Annotated in this window: 13 protein-coding genes; 9 read left to right on the plus strand and 4 right to left on the minus strand. The window is 40.6% G+C overall.

Features of this window, described 5'->3' with window-relative positions:
* Positions 1–75: 75 nt before the first annotated feature.
* Positions 76–1170, minus strand: a complete 1095-nt coding sequence (locus QLH32_RS16350; protein ID WP_283267090.1) for an AraC family transcriptional regulator — start codon at positions 1168–1170, stop codon at positions 76–78.
* A 68-nt stretch (positions 1171–1238) separates the two neighbouring features.
* On the opposite strand from QLH32_RS16350, the gene QLH32_RS16355 reads away from it, so the two are divergent.
* The 3 genes from QLH32_RS16355 (at position 1239) to QLH32_RS16365 (ending at position 5725) form a co-directional block, all read left to right on the plus strand.
* Positions 1239–2975 (plus strand): neutral/alkaline non-lysosomal ceramidase N-terminal domain-containing protein, encoded by a 1737-nt coding sequence (locus tag QLH32_RS16355; RefSeq protein WP_283267091.1) that lies wholly within the window; start codon positions 1239–1241, stop codon positions 2973–2975.
* Positions 2972–4252: a D-arabinono-1,4-lactone oxidase gene (locus QLH32_RS16360; protein WP_283267093.1), complete on the plus strand. Its 1281-nt coding sequence runs from the start codon at positions 2972–2974 to the stop codon at positions 4250–4252. Before QLH32_RS16355 ends, QLH32_RS16360 begins: the two co-directional genes overlap by 4 nt.
* 309 nt (positions 4253–4561) lie before the next feature.
* Positions 4562–5725 carry an alanine racemase gene (locus QLH32_RS16365; RefSeq protein ID WP_283267095.1) on the plus strand — a complete coding sequence of 388 codons (1164 nt, stop codon included), beginning with the start codon at positions 4562–4564 and terminating at the stop codon, positions 5723–5725.
* Between the two features lie 59 nt (positions 5726–5784).
* Here the strand turns inward: QLH32_RS16365 and QLH32_RS16370 are convergent, their stop codons facing one another.
* A complete protein-coding gene (locus QLH32_RS16370; protein ID WP_283267096.1) occupies positions 5785–6225 on the minus strand; it encodes a universal stress protein in 441 nt (146 codons plus the stop codon).
* 515 nt (positions 6226–6740) lie between these two features.
* On the opposite strand from QLH32_RS16370, the gene QLH32_RS16375 reads away from it, so the two are divergent.
* Together QLH32_RS16375 and QLH32_RS16380 are read left to right on the plus strand one after the other, a co-directional pair.
* Entirely contained in the window at positions 6741–7031 is a 291-nt protein-coding gene (locus tag QLH32_RS16375; RefSeq protein WP_283269366.1) for a hypothetical protein, read from the plus strand.
* Positions 7032–7139: 108 nt separating this feature from the next.
* On the plus strand, positions 7140–7631 hold the full coding sequence (locus QLH32_RS16380; protein WP_267980489.1) for a DUF2505 domain-containing protein: 492 nt from the start codon (positions 7140–7142) through the stop codon (positions 7629–7631).
* A 45-nt stretch (positions 7632–7676) separates the two neighbouring features.
* On the opposite strand, the gene QLH32_RS16385 is transcribed toward QLH32_RS16380, so the two are convergent.
* Positions 7677–7880, minus strand: a complete 204-nt coding sequence (locus QLH32_RS16385; protein ID WP_267980490.1) for an amino acid transport protein — start codon at positions 7878–7880, stop codon at positions 7677–7679.
* A gap of 133 nt (positions 7881–8013) precedes the next feature.
* Here QLH32_RS16385 and def point away from each other — a divergent pair, with 133 nt between their 5' ends.
* Together def and QLH32_RS16395 are read left to right on the plus strand one after the other, a co-directional pair.
* A complete protein-coding gene (gene def / locus QLH32_RS16390; protein ID WP_283267098.1) occupies positions 8014–8496 on the plus strand; it encodes a peptide deformylase in 483 nt (160 codons plus the stop codon).
* Between the two features lie 87 nt (positions 8497–8583).
* Positions 8584–10521 (plus strand): DNA cytosine methyltransferase, encoded by a 1938-nt coding sequence (locus QLH32_RS16395; protein WP_283267099.1) that lies wholly within the window; start codon positions 8584–8586, stop codon positions 10519–10521.
* Positions 10522–10581: 60 nt separating this feature from the next.
* Here QLH32_RS16395 and metH read toward each other — a convergent pair whose 3' ends face one another.
* Positions 10582–14280, minus strand: a complete 3699-nt coding sequence (metH, locus tag QLH32_RS16400) for a methionine synthase (protein WP_283267101.1) — start codon at positions 14278–14280, stop codon at positions 10582–10584.
* A gap of 165 nt (positions 14281–14445) precedes the next feature.
* Between metH and QLH32_RS16405 the strand changes: the two genes are divergently transcribed.
* Positions 14446–15087: a DUF6714 family protein gene (locus tag QLH32_RS16405; protein ID WP_283267102.1), complete on the plus strand. Its 642-nt coding sequence runs from the start codon at positions 14446–14448 to the stop codon at positions 15085–15087.
* A gap of 527 nt (positions 15088–15614) precedes the next feature.
* Positions 15615–17243 (plus strand): inorganic phosphate transporter, encoded by a 1629-nt coding sequence (locus tag QLH32_RS16410; RefSeq protein WP_279959814.1) that lies wholly within the window; start codon positions 15615–15617, stop codon positions 17241–17243.
* Positions 17244–17258: the final 15 nt, after the last annotated feature.

Consider the following 17258-nt stretch of genomic DNA (forward strand, 5'->3'; position numbering starts at 1 on the left):
TGGAAAGATTTATTCCAATTTTTGCTAATCGTTTTCGGTTTTATCTCTCTAGTGAGATACTGAAACTTACCTTAATTAAATTAGTTCTTTAGCTTGCTTATAAATAGAAGGCGCTTGTCCAGTCCAGCGTTTAAAGGCACGTCGGAATTCGCGTAATTCACTAAAGCCCAGTTTTAGGCTAATTTCACTGATTAACAGGTTTTGTCCGAGCAGTTGTTTTGCTTTACGTTCCAGTACATTTTGTCGAATTTGTTGAAAACTTAAGCCCTCCAATAACAGTTGCCGTCTTAAATGACGTTCACTGATTTGTAGATGTTCAGCTGCCTGCTCCATCTCAAAACGTTCAGGTAAATGCTGTTCAATCCAGTGATCGAGTAGATCGGCATAACCCGCCTGATTAAGTTGGTCAATTTCCTTTAAGGTCTGCTCACAAATCAGTATCGCGGTGGCATAGTTGGCTGGACTGTAATTCTTTAAGCTACGCGCTAACATGCTGGTTTTAAAACGCATGACATTTTTATCACTGTTAAACTGGATTGGGCAGCCAAAGACACGTTGATATTCTTCGAAATACTCGCTGGGTAAATAACTCAGTTCAAGGCTGATTACATCATCATGATCACCCAGCATGGCGTTTAAACAGGTGATAATACTGCTAAACAATTCATCATGGAAAAAGGCTTGGAGGTCAAAAGTTGGGTTTGTTTCAGTCACTTCAAGTTGACAGTTATCTCCCTGAATTGAAAACTCGATATTGAGTACACTGCCTGAAACGCGGTGATAGCGAAGTGCAATCTGTAAGGCATCAGCAACGGTTTTACAGGATTGCATGGCAAAACCCAGAATCCCCATTGAAATCAGTCCCTCGCTACTGCCAATTTTTAAACCCAAAGCTGGCTGTTGTTGAACCGAGATGGCTGTTCGTATCACTTCACACATTTGGCTAAATCGAATCATGCTATGCGTTTGCTGGATTTGCCCTATGTCCAGACCTGAATCTTTAAACCATGTTGCATAGTCCCACCGTTGCTGTTCCGCATAGTGAATCAGGCTTGCCAGAATGGTTGGTGGAATAAACTGCTGTACAGCATTTGTATGGATGGTTCGTTTAGGCATAAGTCCGTTTTGCCCCCCAAAATAAAATCTTTTTAACCCTTTTGGGTATCGCATAATTTTGTTTAACTTTCAACATGCTTTATAACAGACAGCTAGAAAAAGAACTTAAAAGGAAAATACCAATGTATCAGGTTGGTTGGGATAAACAGGAAATTCAAATTACACCAAAAGGCTATGCCATGTTTGGCTATGGGCAATGGTCACATCGTGCCTATGAAAAACGTACGGCGTTATATGCACGTAGCTTTAGTATTGTTGATCAGCAACAACATCGACTCATTATCTGTTGTCTGGATTTGGGTTGTATTACCCATGCCATGCGCAGTCAATCGGTGAAGCGACTACAGCAAATATTGGGTTCACAGTTTGATGAAAATCAATTGGTATTGATGGCAACCCATACCCATTCTGGGCCAGGGGGCTGTGCCCATGAGGCCTTGTACAATATGCCGACCCCAGGTTTTGTGCCTGAACATTTAGGTGCAGTTGTGGATGCCATTGTGCTGAGTATTCAAACGGCCATTGAACATGAACAGGACACTGAGATTTTCTTAACAACCCAGCATTTTGCCGAAGATACACCTGTGGCATGGAATCGCTCGATCAGGGCTTATAACCGTAATCCAGAAGTGCAGCCACATTCAGAACGTGATACCCATCTAGCGTTAAACCGTGAAATGCAACTGATCGGTTTTTATCGGGAACAAAAATTACAGACCTTTATTTCATTGTTTGGTGTACATGCCACCTGTCTTGGTAATAAATTAAAGGCTTATGATGGGGACAATAAAGGTTATGCCGCTGCATTTTCTGAACAGGCCTTAATTCAGCAAGGTATTCAAAATCCTGTCACCATTTTTGCCCAAGCCACCGCAGGGGATGTATCTCCACATTTTCATGGTAAAGATCAGCTTAAAATTCGCAATAAAATTAAGGGCGAGCAGGAATACCAATATGCACAGCAAAATGGACGCTATCAAAGTGAACTGGCTTTGGCTGCATTCCAGCAACCTTTAAAGCCAATACAAGGAAAAATTGATGCGGTATTGTCTTATGTGGATTTAAGCAATATTGAGATTCCACCTGAATTTGCACAAGGACAGATTGGTGCAAAAACCAGTCAACCCTGTCATGGCACCGCCTTTTTTGCTGGTACGCCTGTCGATGGTTTGGGTGCGCCAAAGCCGTTGGTGAAAGGCATGCAGTTTTTGGCAGACCAATTCCGTAAACAAAAGAGCAAAAATCCCAAGGCAGCAGATTTTGTCAACTATCAACAACTCTATGCTTCACAGGGACCGAAACAGATTCTATTGGAAGCAGGTGCCAAAAAGATTTTGGGTCAGCCGATTGGTTTTCCGCCCAGTATTCTTGATCCTCTCATTGCAGAGATGAACCGACAGGTCAAGGCAGGCGCAATTCAGCAGAGTCCATTAGTGCCAAACGTTTTGCCCTTACAGATGATTCGATTGGGGAATTTGGCAATGGTCTGCTGTCCAGGCGAGTTCACCACTATTGCAGGACAACGGGTTGTGGAGACGGTAAAACAGGTGGTTGCTGATCAGCCTGATATAGAACAAGTTTGGTTAGCCTCCTACTGCAATGATTATATGGGCTATGTCACTACTTACGAGGAATATCAGGAACAGGCCTATGAGGGTGGACATACCTTATTTGGACAATCGACACTGGTGGCCTGTCAAAGCAAATTCAAGCTATTGGCGGAACAATTATTGCGGGATAAAAATCAGCGTAATTATGATCAAGGCACACGACCAAAACCGATTCCAGAACAGGAGCTCGCAAAAAGAATCAATCATGGCAATTTAAAAACTGCCACAAGCCAAGGAGAGGCAGTATGAGTGATTTAACCCAAACGACATGGACGAACTGGTCAGGCTTTCAGAAATCCAATCCACAACAGATTCTACAGCCTGCCAATACTCAGGAATTGCAGAGTATCGTTCGGGATCATACAAAAATACGGGTGGTCGGGGCAGGACATTCATTTACACCGTTGGTGTGTACCGATGCAACTTTACTATCGCTGGATCGCATGATGGGCGTAACCCATCTGGATGTGGAACGCTGCCGATGCGATATTTATGCAGGCACCCGTTTATATGATCTGGAACAATATTTACAGCCCATCAATCAGGCTTTGATCAATCAGGGCGATATTGACCAGCAAAGTCTGGCTGGTGCGGTATCAACGGGAACACATGGCACAGGAGTCGATTTGCACTGTATTTCGGCTTATGTGGAAGCCTTTGAGTTGCTTACCGCATCAGGCGAGATTCTGAAATGTAGTCGAACCGAAAACCCTGAAATCTTTGCCGCAGGGCGTGTTTCACTGGGGAGTTTGGGAATATTGACCAAGATCACCATGCAAAACCGTTCACGTTATAAACTCAGGGAACATATTGAGCTGTGTCCTGTTGAGGACATGATGCAACACATCCAGCAATGGAAACATCAGCATAGGCATATTGAGTGTTTTGTATTTTCCTATGAAAAACAGTTGATGCTGAAAACGCTGGATGAAACCAATGAGGAGATTTTGCCACGCAAGGAAAATTTCCCCTCGGATGATACCTTGTTGACCTTGTGTTCTGAACTGACCAAAAGCTTTCCATCACTGAATCCGTATTTACAGAAATTGTTAGGTATTTTTGTCAAACCAACCACCTATATTGACTGGTCGAGCAAGATATTTCCAACGCCACGCAATACCAAGTTTAATGAAATGGAATACCAGATTCCCGTTGATCAGGGCATTGAATGTCTGGATGAGGTGTTGCATGCCTTGAGAAAGCATAAGGTTGCCACCTTTTTTCCACTGGAATTTCGCTTTGTCAAAGGTGATGATATTTGGCTCAGTCCTTTTTATCAGCAGGATTCAATTTCCATTTCAGTGCATCAATATCATAAACAAGACCCACGTTTAATCTTTGATGTGGTTGAGCCAATTTTACAGAAATATCAGGGACGGCCGCATTGGGGTAAAATGCATGGCATGACCACCACGCAGCTTCGGGCATTATACCCAAAGTGGGATGATTTTATGGCCTTGCGTCAGGAGCTTGACCCACAGGCCAAGTTTTTAAATCCATATCTGGAAAAGTTATTTTTAGGTTGATTTTAACTAAAGTTTGACTTCAATGTTTTTTAACTTATTGAAAAATAATTACCTTAACGGAGTCTTGCCGAGTTTTCATCTATTTTCAGGATAAGCCTGCGGCTCGCCTTACTTTGGTTTCGCCCAAAGTAAGCAAAGGCATTGTCATCCACAAAACTCGTTGAATACCCTCAGCTAAGTTAATAAATCGCAGAAACAACATCTTATCAATGAAGTCCTGTCTCAAACAGTTGTGGATGACTTTTCCGAGTATCATATTTTTCCGAACTCAGGTTATAAATTTCTCTTAATGAGATAGAGGATAAAAAAATGCTGGATTATTATTTTAAACAACTTAATCTCGATTTAAAAAAGCAGGGGATTGCGACACCGCAACTCATCGTGGATGAAGCTGCCTTAAAACAAAATATCCAGCATGTTCAGGTGCGACTAGCGCATGCCCAACACTTAAAACCACGTCTGGTGGTAAAATCTCTGGCATGTTTAGACTTATTAAAAATGCTGTCTGAACAGATCAATACCCAGCGATTTATGCTGTTCCATCAACCGCATATCATTACAATATTAGAAAACTTTGCCGAAGCGGATATTTTGCTGGGCAAGCCGATGCCAGCCCAGGCGGTATATTATTTCTATGAACAACATTCAGGCTGGTCAGAGGCTAGGATTCAATGGCTGGTGGATACCACACAACGCCTACAGCAATATCTGCAAATTGCTCAGGATTATTCAATCTGTTTGCATGTGAATATTGAAATAGATGTGGGATTACATCGTGGTGGGGTACAGTCTGGTCAGCAACTCACTGAAATATTAACGCTGATTCAGCAATATCCACAGTATTTAAAATTTTCAGGTCTAATGGGTTACGACGCTCATGTCACCAAAATACCAGCCCTGATTAAAAAACCAGAACTTGCCTATCAGCAATCTCAATACATCTATTCTGAATATCAAAAGCTGATTCAAAAACAGTTTCCTACATTGTGGAATGATAATCTTTGTTTCAATGGTGGGGGCAGTCCCACTTTTAGTTTTCATACCACAGAAAGTGTTTGCAACGACCTGTCTTTTGGTTCGATGCTATTAAAACCGAGTGATTTTGACAGTAATTTTTTAAGGGCATTGCAGCCTGCTTTGTGGATTGCCGCACCTGTATTAAAAGTTCTGCCTTATACCCAGCTTCCCGCCATGTCTGTGCTGGATAAATTGCCACACAAATCTAAGGCCCTGTTTATTTATGGTGGATATTGGCTGGCCAATTATGTCTATCCGAAACAATGCCATCCGCATATCTTATATGGGCGGAGTAGCAATCAGGAAATGGTAAATGTACCCAAGGATTGTGAAATTCAGGTCGATGATTTTGTGTTTTTAAGACCAACGCAAAGTGAGGCGATTATTCCGCAATTCTCAGTATTAAAGCTCTATAAGCAACATGCTTTTGCAGCATGGGAAACGTTTCGAGAATAAAAATACCTGAAGAAAAACCTCGTTGTAGAACACAAGGTTTTTCCATTGAGAACACGATGTTATTGCTTAACGATCAGCACAGGAATATGTGATTCAGTTAAAACGGCACGGGCAACGCTACCCAATAGCAGACGTTTTACCCCTGTACGTCCATGCGAACCCATAATGATGAGATCGGCTCCCACCTCATCGGCCACAAAGATAATGCCCTCACTCGCTGGGCCATGATGAATTTTTGTTGTGACACTGATGCCATCACGGACAAAAGATTGGGCAATGTCCTGAAGCTGGGTTTTGGCATGGGTTTCAGCCTGCATAAAATGATCGGTAATTGCTGGCGCAACCTGATAAAAGTCCACGCCAACAAAAGGGTCAACTGCAACCACACTCAGAATGGTCACTTTTGCCCCTGACAATTTGGCCAGGGAAAGTGCATGTTCAACCGCTGCATAGGAAATAGGAGAATCATCAACAGCGACTAAAATATTTTGGTAAGACATATTTACTCCTTATTGTTTATCGTTGTAAAAAAGATAAAAGTACTAGGGTCTGTTGACATTTCAGCCATGTCTTGCGTTATAGGCTAAAACGACATAAACAAGGCATGAAACGTAGACAATGGCAACCCCTTGTCAAGTTTCATAACACAGTTTAGGAAAGTTTTAGCCATAACCCTGCGGGACAGGGACATTTTTTGCCGCTACTGCGTTATGTCTTATTCATTTAGAATAGCTAAATTTCATAAGCCATGCCTTGTACCGTCTAAAAAATGTCCTCTGTCGCAAGCATCTGTGAAATGTCAACAGACCCTATAGGTTGATACCATATTGAACGCGGTCTAGCAAATAAGAGCATGATCGAAAATAACTGATAACACAGAAAATAACGTGGAAAAACTGGAAAATTCCCAGCAAAATATAACGCTAGGAAAATCACAGTATTTTTGTAATTCGGCTAAATATTAACTTTAGTATGATTTTGAAATTTAACTCTATCTAAAATCATGGGAATGTTTGTGCTACTGAGTCTGGAAGCGTTTAAACAACAAAAATTTGATCAGGTCGCCGCCAGAATTATGGACGACCCCGATACCTATCTGGCTTTTGACTCAGTTTCAGATTTCTATAAGGCCACATGGCTGGATGAGTTTCCACAGGGCACCACATGGTCAGCGACAGGACTGGATGATGGTGCTGAACACTTCTATGCCGTAATTGAATACGGTAGCCATTACCTATACATCAGCCGTACTGAGCACGTAACGGTAAAACTATGTATGCGACATCATTACAATAAAAATAACTAATCCGTGCAGTCACCCATTTTTTCAAGATGATGCTTTGTTCTACAAAAGAGAGTGCTATAATTTTGCGCAATCCCGAAATCCTAAATACAATGAAACGGAAGTTTAAAGATGGCACATCAATTTACGGTTAATGAAACAATTCACGGTGTTTCAATTGAAGATTTTTCAAGACTGGTTGCCGACACCTCATTGCATGAAGCAGTGTGTAAGCGTATCCCAGGCGAGAATCTGGAAATTATTGAATCCAACATCAATGGCGACATTTATACCCTACGCCGTGAATATAACCTTGATGTGAATATTCCAGAAGTTGCGAAAAAACTATTAAAAAATGCGTTCCGTTTAAAACGTGCTGACATTACCCATTTGAAAAACCTGACTTCAACGGTTGAGCTGGGTGCAAACTTGCCGCTGGAGGCGAAAGCTGAGCGTAAGGTAACAGGTAACGGTGACAAAGTAGACATTACCCTGACTTGGACTGTAAAGGTAAAAGTACCTTTGATTGGTGGGATGCTTGAAAAGCATGCAGAGGGCGAAATTCGCAAGTTTAGCCAACTTGAGATTGAAATTGTTGAAGATGAATTAAAGAAAAACCTTTAATTTAGATGCGATAGAAGAACTCTCCGTCAGGGGAGTTTTTTGTTTTTAGAAGCGCAGAAAATAGGGTAGAAGCGAAAGGATGACACCAATCACACTCAGTAAAGTGGTACTTTCTATAAAGTAAGGATAAATCATCAGAATTAGGCCGCAGGCTAGGGGGATGGTCATTTTCTGCTTTTTACCGTACATAAAATAGCCTAAGCCAATCGAGCTAAAGATCACACCAAGAAAAAGCTGGGTCGCGTTCATTGTGATTTGCCATACGTTATTTTTATCGTGCATATACTATGACAAGATTCTTAAATGAAAATTATGGCAACCTGATTCAATATCCCATACGATGTTATTTACGATTTGGTCAAAACAATTATAAGGTTATGTGATGAACGTGATTTTACCTGTGGCACAGCGTGGTGAAGAAATTTTAAAGTTGAAAGCGGCATTGGTGGCAGATGTGGAATTTAATAGTGAATGGTTGATGGGGCTTGCATCTGCCATGCATTCGACCATGCTTGAGCGTAATGGTGTTGGCATTGCAGCACCACAAGTCTATATTTCCAAGCGTGTGATTATTGTGGCGTCCCGACCTAATCCACGTTATCCAGATGCACCAGAAATGGATGCTGTTGTGATGGTCAATCCTGAGATTTTAGAGTTTTCTCAAGCAACTTGTTTGGGTGAAGAGGGGTGTTTGAGTGTGCCGAATGAACGTGGACAGGTGGAGCGGGTACAAGCAGTAAAAGTGCGTTATTACACTTTAGAGGGTGAAGTGGTTGAAACCAGCTACGAGGGTTTTCCTGCACGGATTGTGCAGCATGAAGTTGATCATTTGGATGGGGTGTTGTTTGTAGAAAGAATGAATTGATTACTGATCATACGTTTATCAATACATTTAACAATGCGATTTTATATTTGGCTATAATAGGATAATGATTTTTTTAGCTTGTAGTGAATGAGTACAAATTTAGAATTTGATTTTTCTGAAAAATTTAAGTTTATAGACTTATTTGCAGGGATTGGTGGTTTTCATCTTGCTCTATCTCAGCTGGGTATGCAATGTGTTTTTGCATCAGAATTTGATGAGCATGCCAGAAAAACTTATTTAAAAAATCATAAAATTGATGAAAAAGATTTTAATCGAGATATTCGTTCAGCTTCATATGAGTTGATTCCTGAACATGATATTTTATGCGGTGGATTTCCTTGTCAGGCCTTTTCTCACGCAGGGAAAAGAGAGGGACTAATTGATGGAGCCAAGTCAGAAAGAGGTAATTTATTCTATTGTATTGTGGAAATTTTATCGCAGAAAAGGCCCAGAGCATTTATTTTAGAAAACGTACGTGGATTAATGAATCATGATGATGGTCGTACTTTTCAAATTATCAAACATGAATTGGAAGCCTTAAACTATTCAGTTCACTATAAAATTTTAAAAGCAAGTGAATATGGCCGTCCGCAACATCGACCACGTATTTTTATTGTTGGGTTTAATAAAGATTTAGTTGAGACTCAACAGGAATTTCAATTTCCTACATCAGTCCCACTTAAATTAAATATGTCGGATGTATGGGAAGCAGAATGTAGTCGCGAAATTGGTTTCACCTTAAGGGTCGGTGGTAAAAGTTCACCGATTGATGATCGCCGTAACTGGGACGGTTATCTGGTCAACCATGAAGTGCGCCGTTTAACCCCTAAACAGGGAAAACGGATGATGGGTTTCCCTGATGATTTTGAGTTTCCTGTGAATCAAACTCAGGCCATGAAACAACTGGGGAATAGTGTCTGTGTGGATGTGGTCTATCATGTAGCAAAAGCAGTGCAGAATTATTTACAACAACATACCATACAGCGTACAGAGGAAAAGGATTTAATGAAATTCAATAAAGGTGAATGGAGTGAATTATATGCTTTCCTGAAGCTTATGCATGATAAAAAGTTATCATTTGGTAATGCTCGGTTAGAAGAAAAACAACCCAATGAATTTATTAAAATTTATGCTCTACAACATATTGGTTCCAGTAAATTTTATGTCATTGGTGACGATCACTTAAAAATTATTGAGGGAAATCAAACGATTGATTTAGGCTCTATTCAGCATATTTTAAATGATGAAGTACTTGCCAAGATCAAGAACACGATTTTAAATCCTGAAACAAAAACTTTTAATATTGAACAACAGAGTTTATTGGAATTATTAAAGATTAGCTCTTTTAAAGGCAGCTCATATACTAAGGCTGATTTAAACATTTCTTTTGAATTTCAAAATCAAAGTTATCAATATGACCCATTGGGAATAAAATCATTTTTAGGCAGTGCGCCAACACTACTCAATGCAGGATCGACAACCAATTTTATTTATGAGGTGAAGAATTTTAGAGGTACATTACAGGATGTTAATCAAATTGAAACTTCATCAAAAATAAAGGATCGTTTAACTAAAATTGAAGAATTAGGAGGGCAACTCGAATTTTATAAATGTGAAAATGACGTATTTAATGATAATTTACGAAAAGCAGACTCGCTAATGCCAGAGTATTTGGCAGAAATACTACTTAAATATTATAAAGGTCAAGGGCGCTATTTAAGAGATTTAGTCGATGATGAAATTAAAACTATTCGGGTTAAGGATTTTCTAAAAGCAATTTTATTGGGCATGTTCTCTGGTACGCCGTGGGATGGTGCTTATACCTGTAATGGTTTGGTTGTAGTCAGAAAAGATGGTGATCTTTTACTTTATCATGTAATAAAAGATGCAGATTTAAAAGAATATTTATTTTTGAATACCAAACTGGATACAGCTTCCAGTACACGTCATCGTTTCGGTACGATTTATCAGGAAACCAATGGTAAATATTATTTTAAACTCAATTTACAAATCCGTAACACCTGATGATTTAAAATCCCCTCTATTCTTTTAATAAAGGGGATCGTTTTTAGCGTGTGCTTAATATTACGCAATCGAATCATCCAAATTCGGCGCTAACCAACGTTTTGCTTCATCAATTGTCCAGTTTTTACGTTTTGCATAATCTTCAAGCTGATCTTGCGAGATTTTACCCACATTAAAGTAGTCACTTTCAGGGTGTGAATAATAGAAACCACTGACAGAAGATGGCGGCATCATGGCAAAGTGTTCAGTCAGTTTGGTTCCAATTTTTTCCTCAGAACCTAACCAGTCAAACAATACCGCTTTTTCCGAATGTTCAGGGCAAGCAGGGTAACCAGGTGCAGGACGAATCCCCACATATTTCTCTTTGATCAGTGCTTCATTATCAAGGTTTTCATCAGGTTGATAGCCCCAAAACTCTTTACGAATCCGTTCATGCAAATGCTCGGCAAAGGCTTCGGCAAAACGGTCTGCCAATGACTGGACCAAGATGGCTGAGTAATCATCACCTTTGGTTTTATATTCATTGGCGAGTTCTTCCGCACCGAAAATCGACACGGTAAAGCCACCAAGATAATCATTTTGCTCTTTAGAAGTACTGATATAGTCGGCTAAAGACAAGTTTGGTTTACCAGTGACTTTATCGGACTGCTGACGTAAATGTTCAAAGGTATGTGTGACATTCTGACTGTTTTCATCAAACACACTCACGGTATCTGCATCGGTACGCTGTGCAGGATATAAACCAAACACGGCACGAGCATCAAAACGCTTATTCTCAATAATATCTTTCAGCATGGCTTGAGCTTGATTGTATAAATCAGTTGCTGCTTCGCCGACCACTTCATCAGTTAAAATTTTCGGGAATTTACCTGCCAATGACCATGAAATAAAGAACGGTGTCCAGTCAAAATATGGTACTAAGGTTTCAAGTGGATAGTTTTTAAGAACCTGTGTACCTAACGTATTTGGTTTTGGCGGTACATAGTTGTCATCAATTTTAAAGCCATTTTCAATGGATTCTGCATAGCTCAATTTAGCCGCTTTCGGTTGCTTGTTGGCTAGGCGTTCACGAATCTTGGCGTATTCAGCACGATGCTCGGCAATAAAGTTACCACGCATTTCTTTTGACAGTAGAGTCGTCGCTACACCCACAGCACGAGAGGCATCCGCCACATAAATCACGGCATCATTTGAATATTGCGGATCAATTTTAACTGCGGTATGGGCTTTCGATGTGGTTGCGCCACCAATCAATAAAGGAATAGTAAAGCCTTTACGCTGCATTTCTTTGGCAACAAACACCATTTCATCTAAAGATGGTGTGATTAAACCTGATAAACCGATGATGTCACATTTTTCATCAATGGCGGTTTGCAGGATTTTTTCAGCAGGAACCATCACACCTAAATCGACAATATCATAGCCATTACAGCCCAAGACCACACCCACGATATTTTTACCAATATCGTGTACATCGCCTTTAACGGTTGCCATCAACACTTTACCTTTAGACTGGCTACCTGTTTTTTCAGCTTCGATGTACGGATTTAACCAAGCCACCGCTTGTTTCATGACACGGGCAGATTTCACCACTTGTGGTAGGAACATTTTCCCTGAGCCAAACAAGTCGCCGACCACGTTCATGCCATCCATTAATGCACCCTCAATCACATCAAGGGGACGCTTGGCTTTTAAACGGGCTTCTTCGGTATCTTCATCAATATAAGTGGTAATCCCTTTCACTAAGGCATATTCAAGACGTTTCTCAACAGACTGATTACGCCATTCAAGGTTTTCAGCCTCTTTGGCTGCACCGCCGTGACTACGATATTTTTCTGCAACTTCAAGTAATTTTTCAGTGGCTTCTTGTCCACTTTCACCCTGATTTTGATTCAGGATGACATCTTCAACCGCATCTTTCAGTTCTTTTGGAATATCGTCATAGATTGCCATTTGCCCAGCATTGACAATCCCCATGGTCATGCCTTGTTTGATGGCATAATAAAGGAACACAGAGTGAATCGCTTCACGCACAGGTTCATTGCCACGGAAAGAGAACGATACATTAGACACACCACCTGAAATCATGGCATGTGGCAAGTTTTGTTTAATCCAGCCTGTCGCTTCAATAAAATCGACACCGTAGTTATTATGTTCTTCAATTCCTGTTGCGACAGCAAACACGTTTGGATCGAAAATGATGTCTTCGGCAGGGAAGCCCACATCATTGACCAACACATCATAAGAACGTTTACAGATCTCACGTTTACGTGCAGCCGTATCTGCCTGACCAGCTTCATCAAATGCCATGACGATAATTGCCGCACCATATTGACGACATAGGCGGGCTTTTTCGACAAACTCGTCATAACCTTCTTTTAAGGAAATCGAGTTCACCACAGGTTTACCCTGTACACATTTTAGACCCGCTTCAATGATTTCCCATTTAGATGAGTCAATCATGATTGGCACACGGGAAATATCAGGTTCAGATGCCACCAGATTCAAGAAATGCACCATCGCATTTTGCGAATCGAGCATCCCTTCATCCATATTAATGTCGATGATCTGTGCGCCTGCTTCAACTTGTTGCTGTGCAACTTCCAGAGCTTCGGCAAAATTTTCTTCACGGATTAAACGCAGGAATTTTTTTGAACCTGTGACGTTGGTACGTTCACCGACATTGACAAATAGTGAATCATCATAAATGTTAAATGGCTCTAAACCACTGAGGCGACAAGCAGGTTTGGTTTCAGGAATTTGACGTGGCTTGATGTCTTTAACAGCATGATAAATAGCACGGATATGGTCTGGCGTTGTACCACAACAACCACCTGTAATATTGATAAGACCACTTTCAGCAAATTCTTTTAAGAATGCTGCGGTTTGCTCAGGCGTTTCATCATATTCACCGAACGCATTTGGCAAACCAGCATTTGGATGCGCTGAAACAAAAGTATCCGCGACATCACTAATGGTTTTAACGTGCGGGCGCATGGCATCAGCACCCAATGCACAGTTAAAACCAATCGACAATAAATCACCATGACGCACTGAGTTCCAAAAGGCTTCGGCGGTTTGGCCTGTCAGAGTACGACCTGATGCATCAGTAATGGTGCCCGAAATCATTAAAGGCAATTCATAACCGATTTGCTTAAACACTTCCTTAACCGCAAAGATCGCTGCTTTACAGTTTAGCGTATCAAACACCGTTTCAATCAGAAGAATATCGGCACCACCTTCGATGAGGGCATGTGTTGCCTCAATATAGTTTTCTTTGAGTTCATCAAAAGTAATGTTGCGGAAAGCAGGGTCATTCACATTCGGTGAAATGGAACAGGTACGGGAAGTGGGACCAAGCACACCTGCAACAAAACGTGGTTTGTCTGGGGTGGAATATTTTAAACAGGCTTGTTTGGCGAGACGAGCCGCTTCACGGTTGATTTCAGGGACTAAATCTTCCATGTGATAATCGGACATGGAGACACGTGTACCGTTAAAGCTGTTGGTTTCAATAATGTCTGCACCAGCATCCAGATAGGCTTCATGAATGCCCTGAATAATCTGTGGTTGCGTTAATACCAGTAAATCATTGTTGCCTTTAAGGTCTGATGCCCAATCTGCAAAGCGTTCACCACGATAATCTTCTTCTTGTAATTTATGGCGTTGAATCATGGTTCCCATTGCGCCATCAATAATCAGGATACGCTCAGCTAAAAGTTGTTTTAATGTGGCTAACAATGGTGCAGGGGTGGACATGCAGAACGCTCGCTAAATTCAATATGTAACAATGCGTGAAGTTTAGCAGAAATTAAGCGTCTTGCGGTGGGGAGCGGATCAGGAATGTTAAGATGAATTATTGAGGTTAGCTTCAATATGATAAAGTGAATGTGTTTAGCTAGGTAAGATGGAATAACAATTGATATGGATAGAATACAAAAACAGTCAGCTTTAGCATTATTGATAGAACAATTTGGTGATGTCACTTTAGCTACAGATGCTTATACTCTGGCTGAAGAAGATTGGTACGATACCAGTCATGCACATATGGATGGCCAGCCTAGGCCATGTTTTAATTTTGATTATCCATTATCTCAATGGTTGGATGATGAAGAACAGGCATTGCATTCATCGTATGGTTATTGGCGAGAGTTGGAAAGGCAAGAAGCGATAGAAGCTTTACGGCAACAGCGGAAAATGCGTAATACTTACCCTAACTGGCAGGATATTCCTCTAGATTATTTATATGCTTACTATACAGGATTCACATTTTCCTCATCAGCAGGATTTTATTTTTATACGCCTCCATTATTGATGTGGATGTTTAAACAGGATGAGCTTAATGACTGGCAACAGCAGCATCTAGATACAGTATTTAATTCATGGGCTTTTAATATTACATATTCAAGTCAACAGTATGATTTAAATAGAAAGTTGCGAAACTTTTCAGATAAACAATTATATACTTTAATTGTGCTTTTGAAGCTACTTCCTAATCTAGAGAACAATATTTCAGAAATTACGATGGTATTAGCGAATTATCGGTGTTCTCGATTAACTACTTAATTTTTTCATTTAAAATCAAAATTTTAATAATTTTTCTATCTTGAGTAATAAAAATATTCTCTTTCCACGGCTTGTTGAATGAAGTATTCCAGATGAATTTACTTAATAGTTCATCAGCTTGGTTAGGAAAAAATTAAGCATTAAATCTGATTAAGGCCAGAAATGACATGAAGTCATATCATTACGCCTGATATTTAAAATTTTGTCATAAAAGCTTCATTAAGCTGTCATAATTGAGCTGAATAATGCTTAAAAAGAACGCAAATAATCTGAAATATGACAGTCAGATGTCATATTTCATTGTATTTGTTGCAAAATCAGACAAACAGTTTTGTTTTAAAAGTATTTTTATTAACATGCTGTTTTTAATAATTAATTTTTTAAAAAATAGTGAGATTGTCCTAATAAAATTCCAGAAAATGTGACAAAACTATGAAATTTTGGCTTCATGTGACAGTCCTTTGTCATATAATTGTCATAATTTAATTAAACAATACAGGGGATTTAATTATCCTCTTGCCGTCTACATGAATTCTAATCTTCCTCCTGTTTCGGATTCACCGCTTGCCAGTTCACAGGCAAAATCGACGAATGTGCATGTTCCTACACCGAAATTCTTTATGCCGGTGTTTTTAACAATTATTATTGCAACACTTATTTATATTGGTTTTCAGGTGAGCGCTGATTTGGCGCATGTTCCACCATTAAGTTTATATTCAGTTATTCTTCTATCAACGGCACTTTTTATTGCGTTGGGCTTTGAATTTGTTAATGGTTTTCACGATACAGCAAACGCCGTAGCGACGGTGATCTATACCAATGCATTGCCTGCACCTGTGGCCGTCATGTGGGCGGGCTTCTGTAACTTCCTTGGAGTTATGGTGGCGAGTGGTGCGGTTGCATACGGTATTATTGCCTTACTTCCTGTTGAACTCATTATGAATGTGGGAAGTGGGGCTGGTTTTGCCATGGTGTTTGCCATGTTGATTGCCGCAATTTTATGGAATTTGGGGACTTGGTTTCTGGGCATTCCAGCATCAAGTTCACATACCCTGATTGGTTCAATTTTAGGTGTAGGCATTATGAACTACATTCTAAATTCGAGTAACGGTGGTGCATCTGGCATAGATATGGATCAGGTGATTAAGGTCGGTAAGGCCTTACTGTTCTCTCCACTGATTGGTTTCGCCTTTGCGGCTATCGTCTTTTTATTGGTAAAAACAGTCTTTAAGCGTCAACTGGAGCTATTCCAGCCGCCAGAAGGCAACAAGCCACCACCACCATTAATCCGTGCCATCCTGATCTTTACCTGTACAGGGGTAAGTTTTGCGCATGGTTCAAACGATGGGCAAAAAGGTATGGGGCTGATCATGTTGATTTTGATTGGTTTGGTGCCGTTGGCGTATTCTTTAAACAAGAATCTTGATGCAAAACACTTACAGTCATTTGAACAACTTTCAGTACAAACAGCGACTGTGCTTAATGTCAATCAAAATGAGCTGACAGATGCCAAAGCACGTGATGTGCTGACTAAATACATCCAGACCAAAGAACAGACACCTGAGGTTGTGCCTGCACTTGCCAGCATGACTGCACATTTGGGTGAGCGTGTTGCCAATTATGGTGACTTGAAAGCCATTCCAGAGGCAGCGGTAAGTGAAATCCGTAATGATATGTACCTAAGTACCACCACATTCAAGCGTCTGGACAAGGCTGAGGCTTTACCTGCAATGAATCAGGATCAGGCAAAAGTTGTCAAAGAATACCGTGGCAATCTGGATTCATTCCTGCAATACATCCCGAACTGGGTGAAAGTTGCAGTAGCTTTGGCACTGGGTCTGGGCACGATGGTCGGCTGGAAGCGTATCGTGGTGACTGTAGGTGAACGAATTGGCAAGAACCACATGACCTATGGGCAGGGGATGTCGGCTGAACTGGTTGCAATGAGCACAATTGCTGCCGCCGATGGCTTGGGTATGCCCGTATCGACAACCCACGTTTTAAACAGCGCGGTTGCAGGCACGATGGTTGCCAACAAGTCTGGGCTGAACTTTGCGACAGTGAAAACAATCCTTTCTGCATGGATATTTACCTTGCCAGCAACGATTGCAATCTCAGGTGGATTATATTGGTTGTTCCTCCAGTTCGTGTCCTGATTACAAAGAATTGAA

The sequence above is a fragment of the Acinetobacter corruptisaponis genome, from assembly GCF_030053775.1.
Taxonomy (GTDB): Bacteria; Pseudomonadota; Gammaproteobacteria; order Pseudomonadales; family Moraxellaceae; genus Acinetobacter; species Acinetobacter corruptisaponis.

What these genes read in the sequence shown, in the direction of transcription:
- QLH32_RS16405 (WP_283267102.1), top strand. Translation starts at nt 14,446, where the DNA reads ATGGATAGAATACAAAAACAGTCAGCTTTAGCATTATTGATAGAACAA.
- QLH32_RS16350 (WP_283267090.1), bottom strand. Translation starts at nt 1,170, where the DNA reads ATGCGATACCCAAAAGGGTTAAAAAGATTTTATTTTGGGGGGCAAAAC.
- metH (WP_283267101.1), bottom strand. Translation starts at nt 14,280, where the DNA reads ATGTCCACCCCTGCACCATTGTTAGCCACATTAAAACAACTTTTAGCT.
- QLH32_RS16385 (WP_267980490.1), bottom strand. Translation starts at nt 7,880, where the DNA reads ATGAACGCGACCCAGCTTTTTCTTGGTGTGATCTTTAGCTCGATTGGC.
- QLH32_RS16355 (WP_283267091.1), top strand. Translation starts at nt 1,239, where the DNA reads ATGTATCAGGTTGGTTGGGATAAACAGGAAATTCAAATTACACCAAAA.
- QLH32_RS16370 (WP_283267096.1), bottom strand. Translation starts at nt 6,225, where the DNA reads ATGTCTTACCAAAATATTTTAGTCGCTGTTGATGATTCTCCTATTTCC.
- QLH32_RS16365 (WP_283267095.1), top strand. Translation starts at nt 4,562, where the DNA reads ATGCTGGATTATTATTTTAAACAACTTAATCTCGATTTAAAAAAGCAG.
- QLH32_RS16360 (WP_283267093.1), top strand. Translation starts at nt 2,972, where the DNA reads ATGAGTGATTTAACCCAAACGACATGGACGAACTGGTCAGGCTTTCAG.
- QLH32_RS16410 (WP_279959814.1), top strand. Translation starts at nt 15,615, where the DNA reads ATGAATTCTAATCTTCCTCCTGTTTCGGATTCACCGCTTGCCAGTTCA.
- QLH32_RS16395 (WP_283267099.1), top strand. Translation starts at nt 8,584, where the DNA reads ATGAGTACAAATTTAGAATTTGATTTTTCTGAAAAATTTAAGTTTATA.
- QLH32_RS16380 (WP_267980489.1), top strand. Translation starts at nt 7,140, where the DNA reads ATGGCACATCAATTTACGGTTAATGAAACAATTCACGGTGTTTCAATT.
- def (WP_283267098.1), top strand. Translation starts at nt 8,014, where the DNA reads ATGAACGTGATTTTACCTGTGGCACAGCGTGGTGAAGAAATTTTAAAG.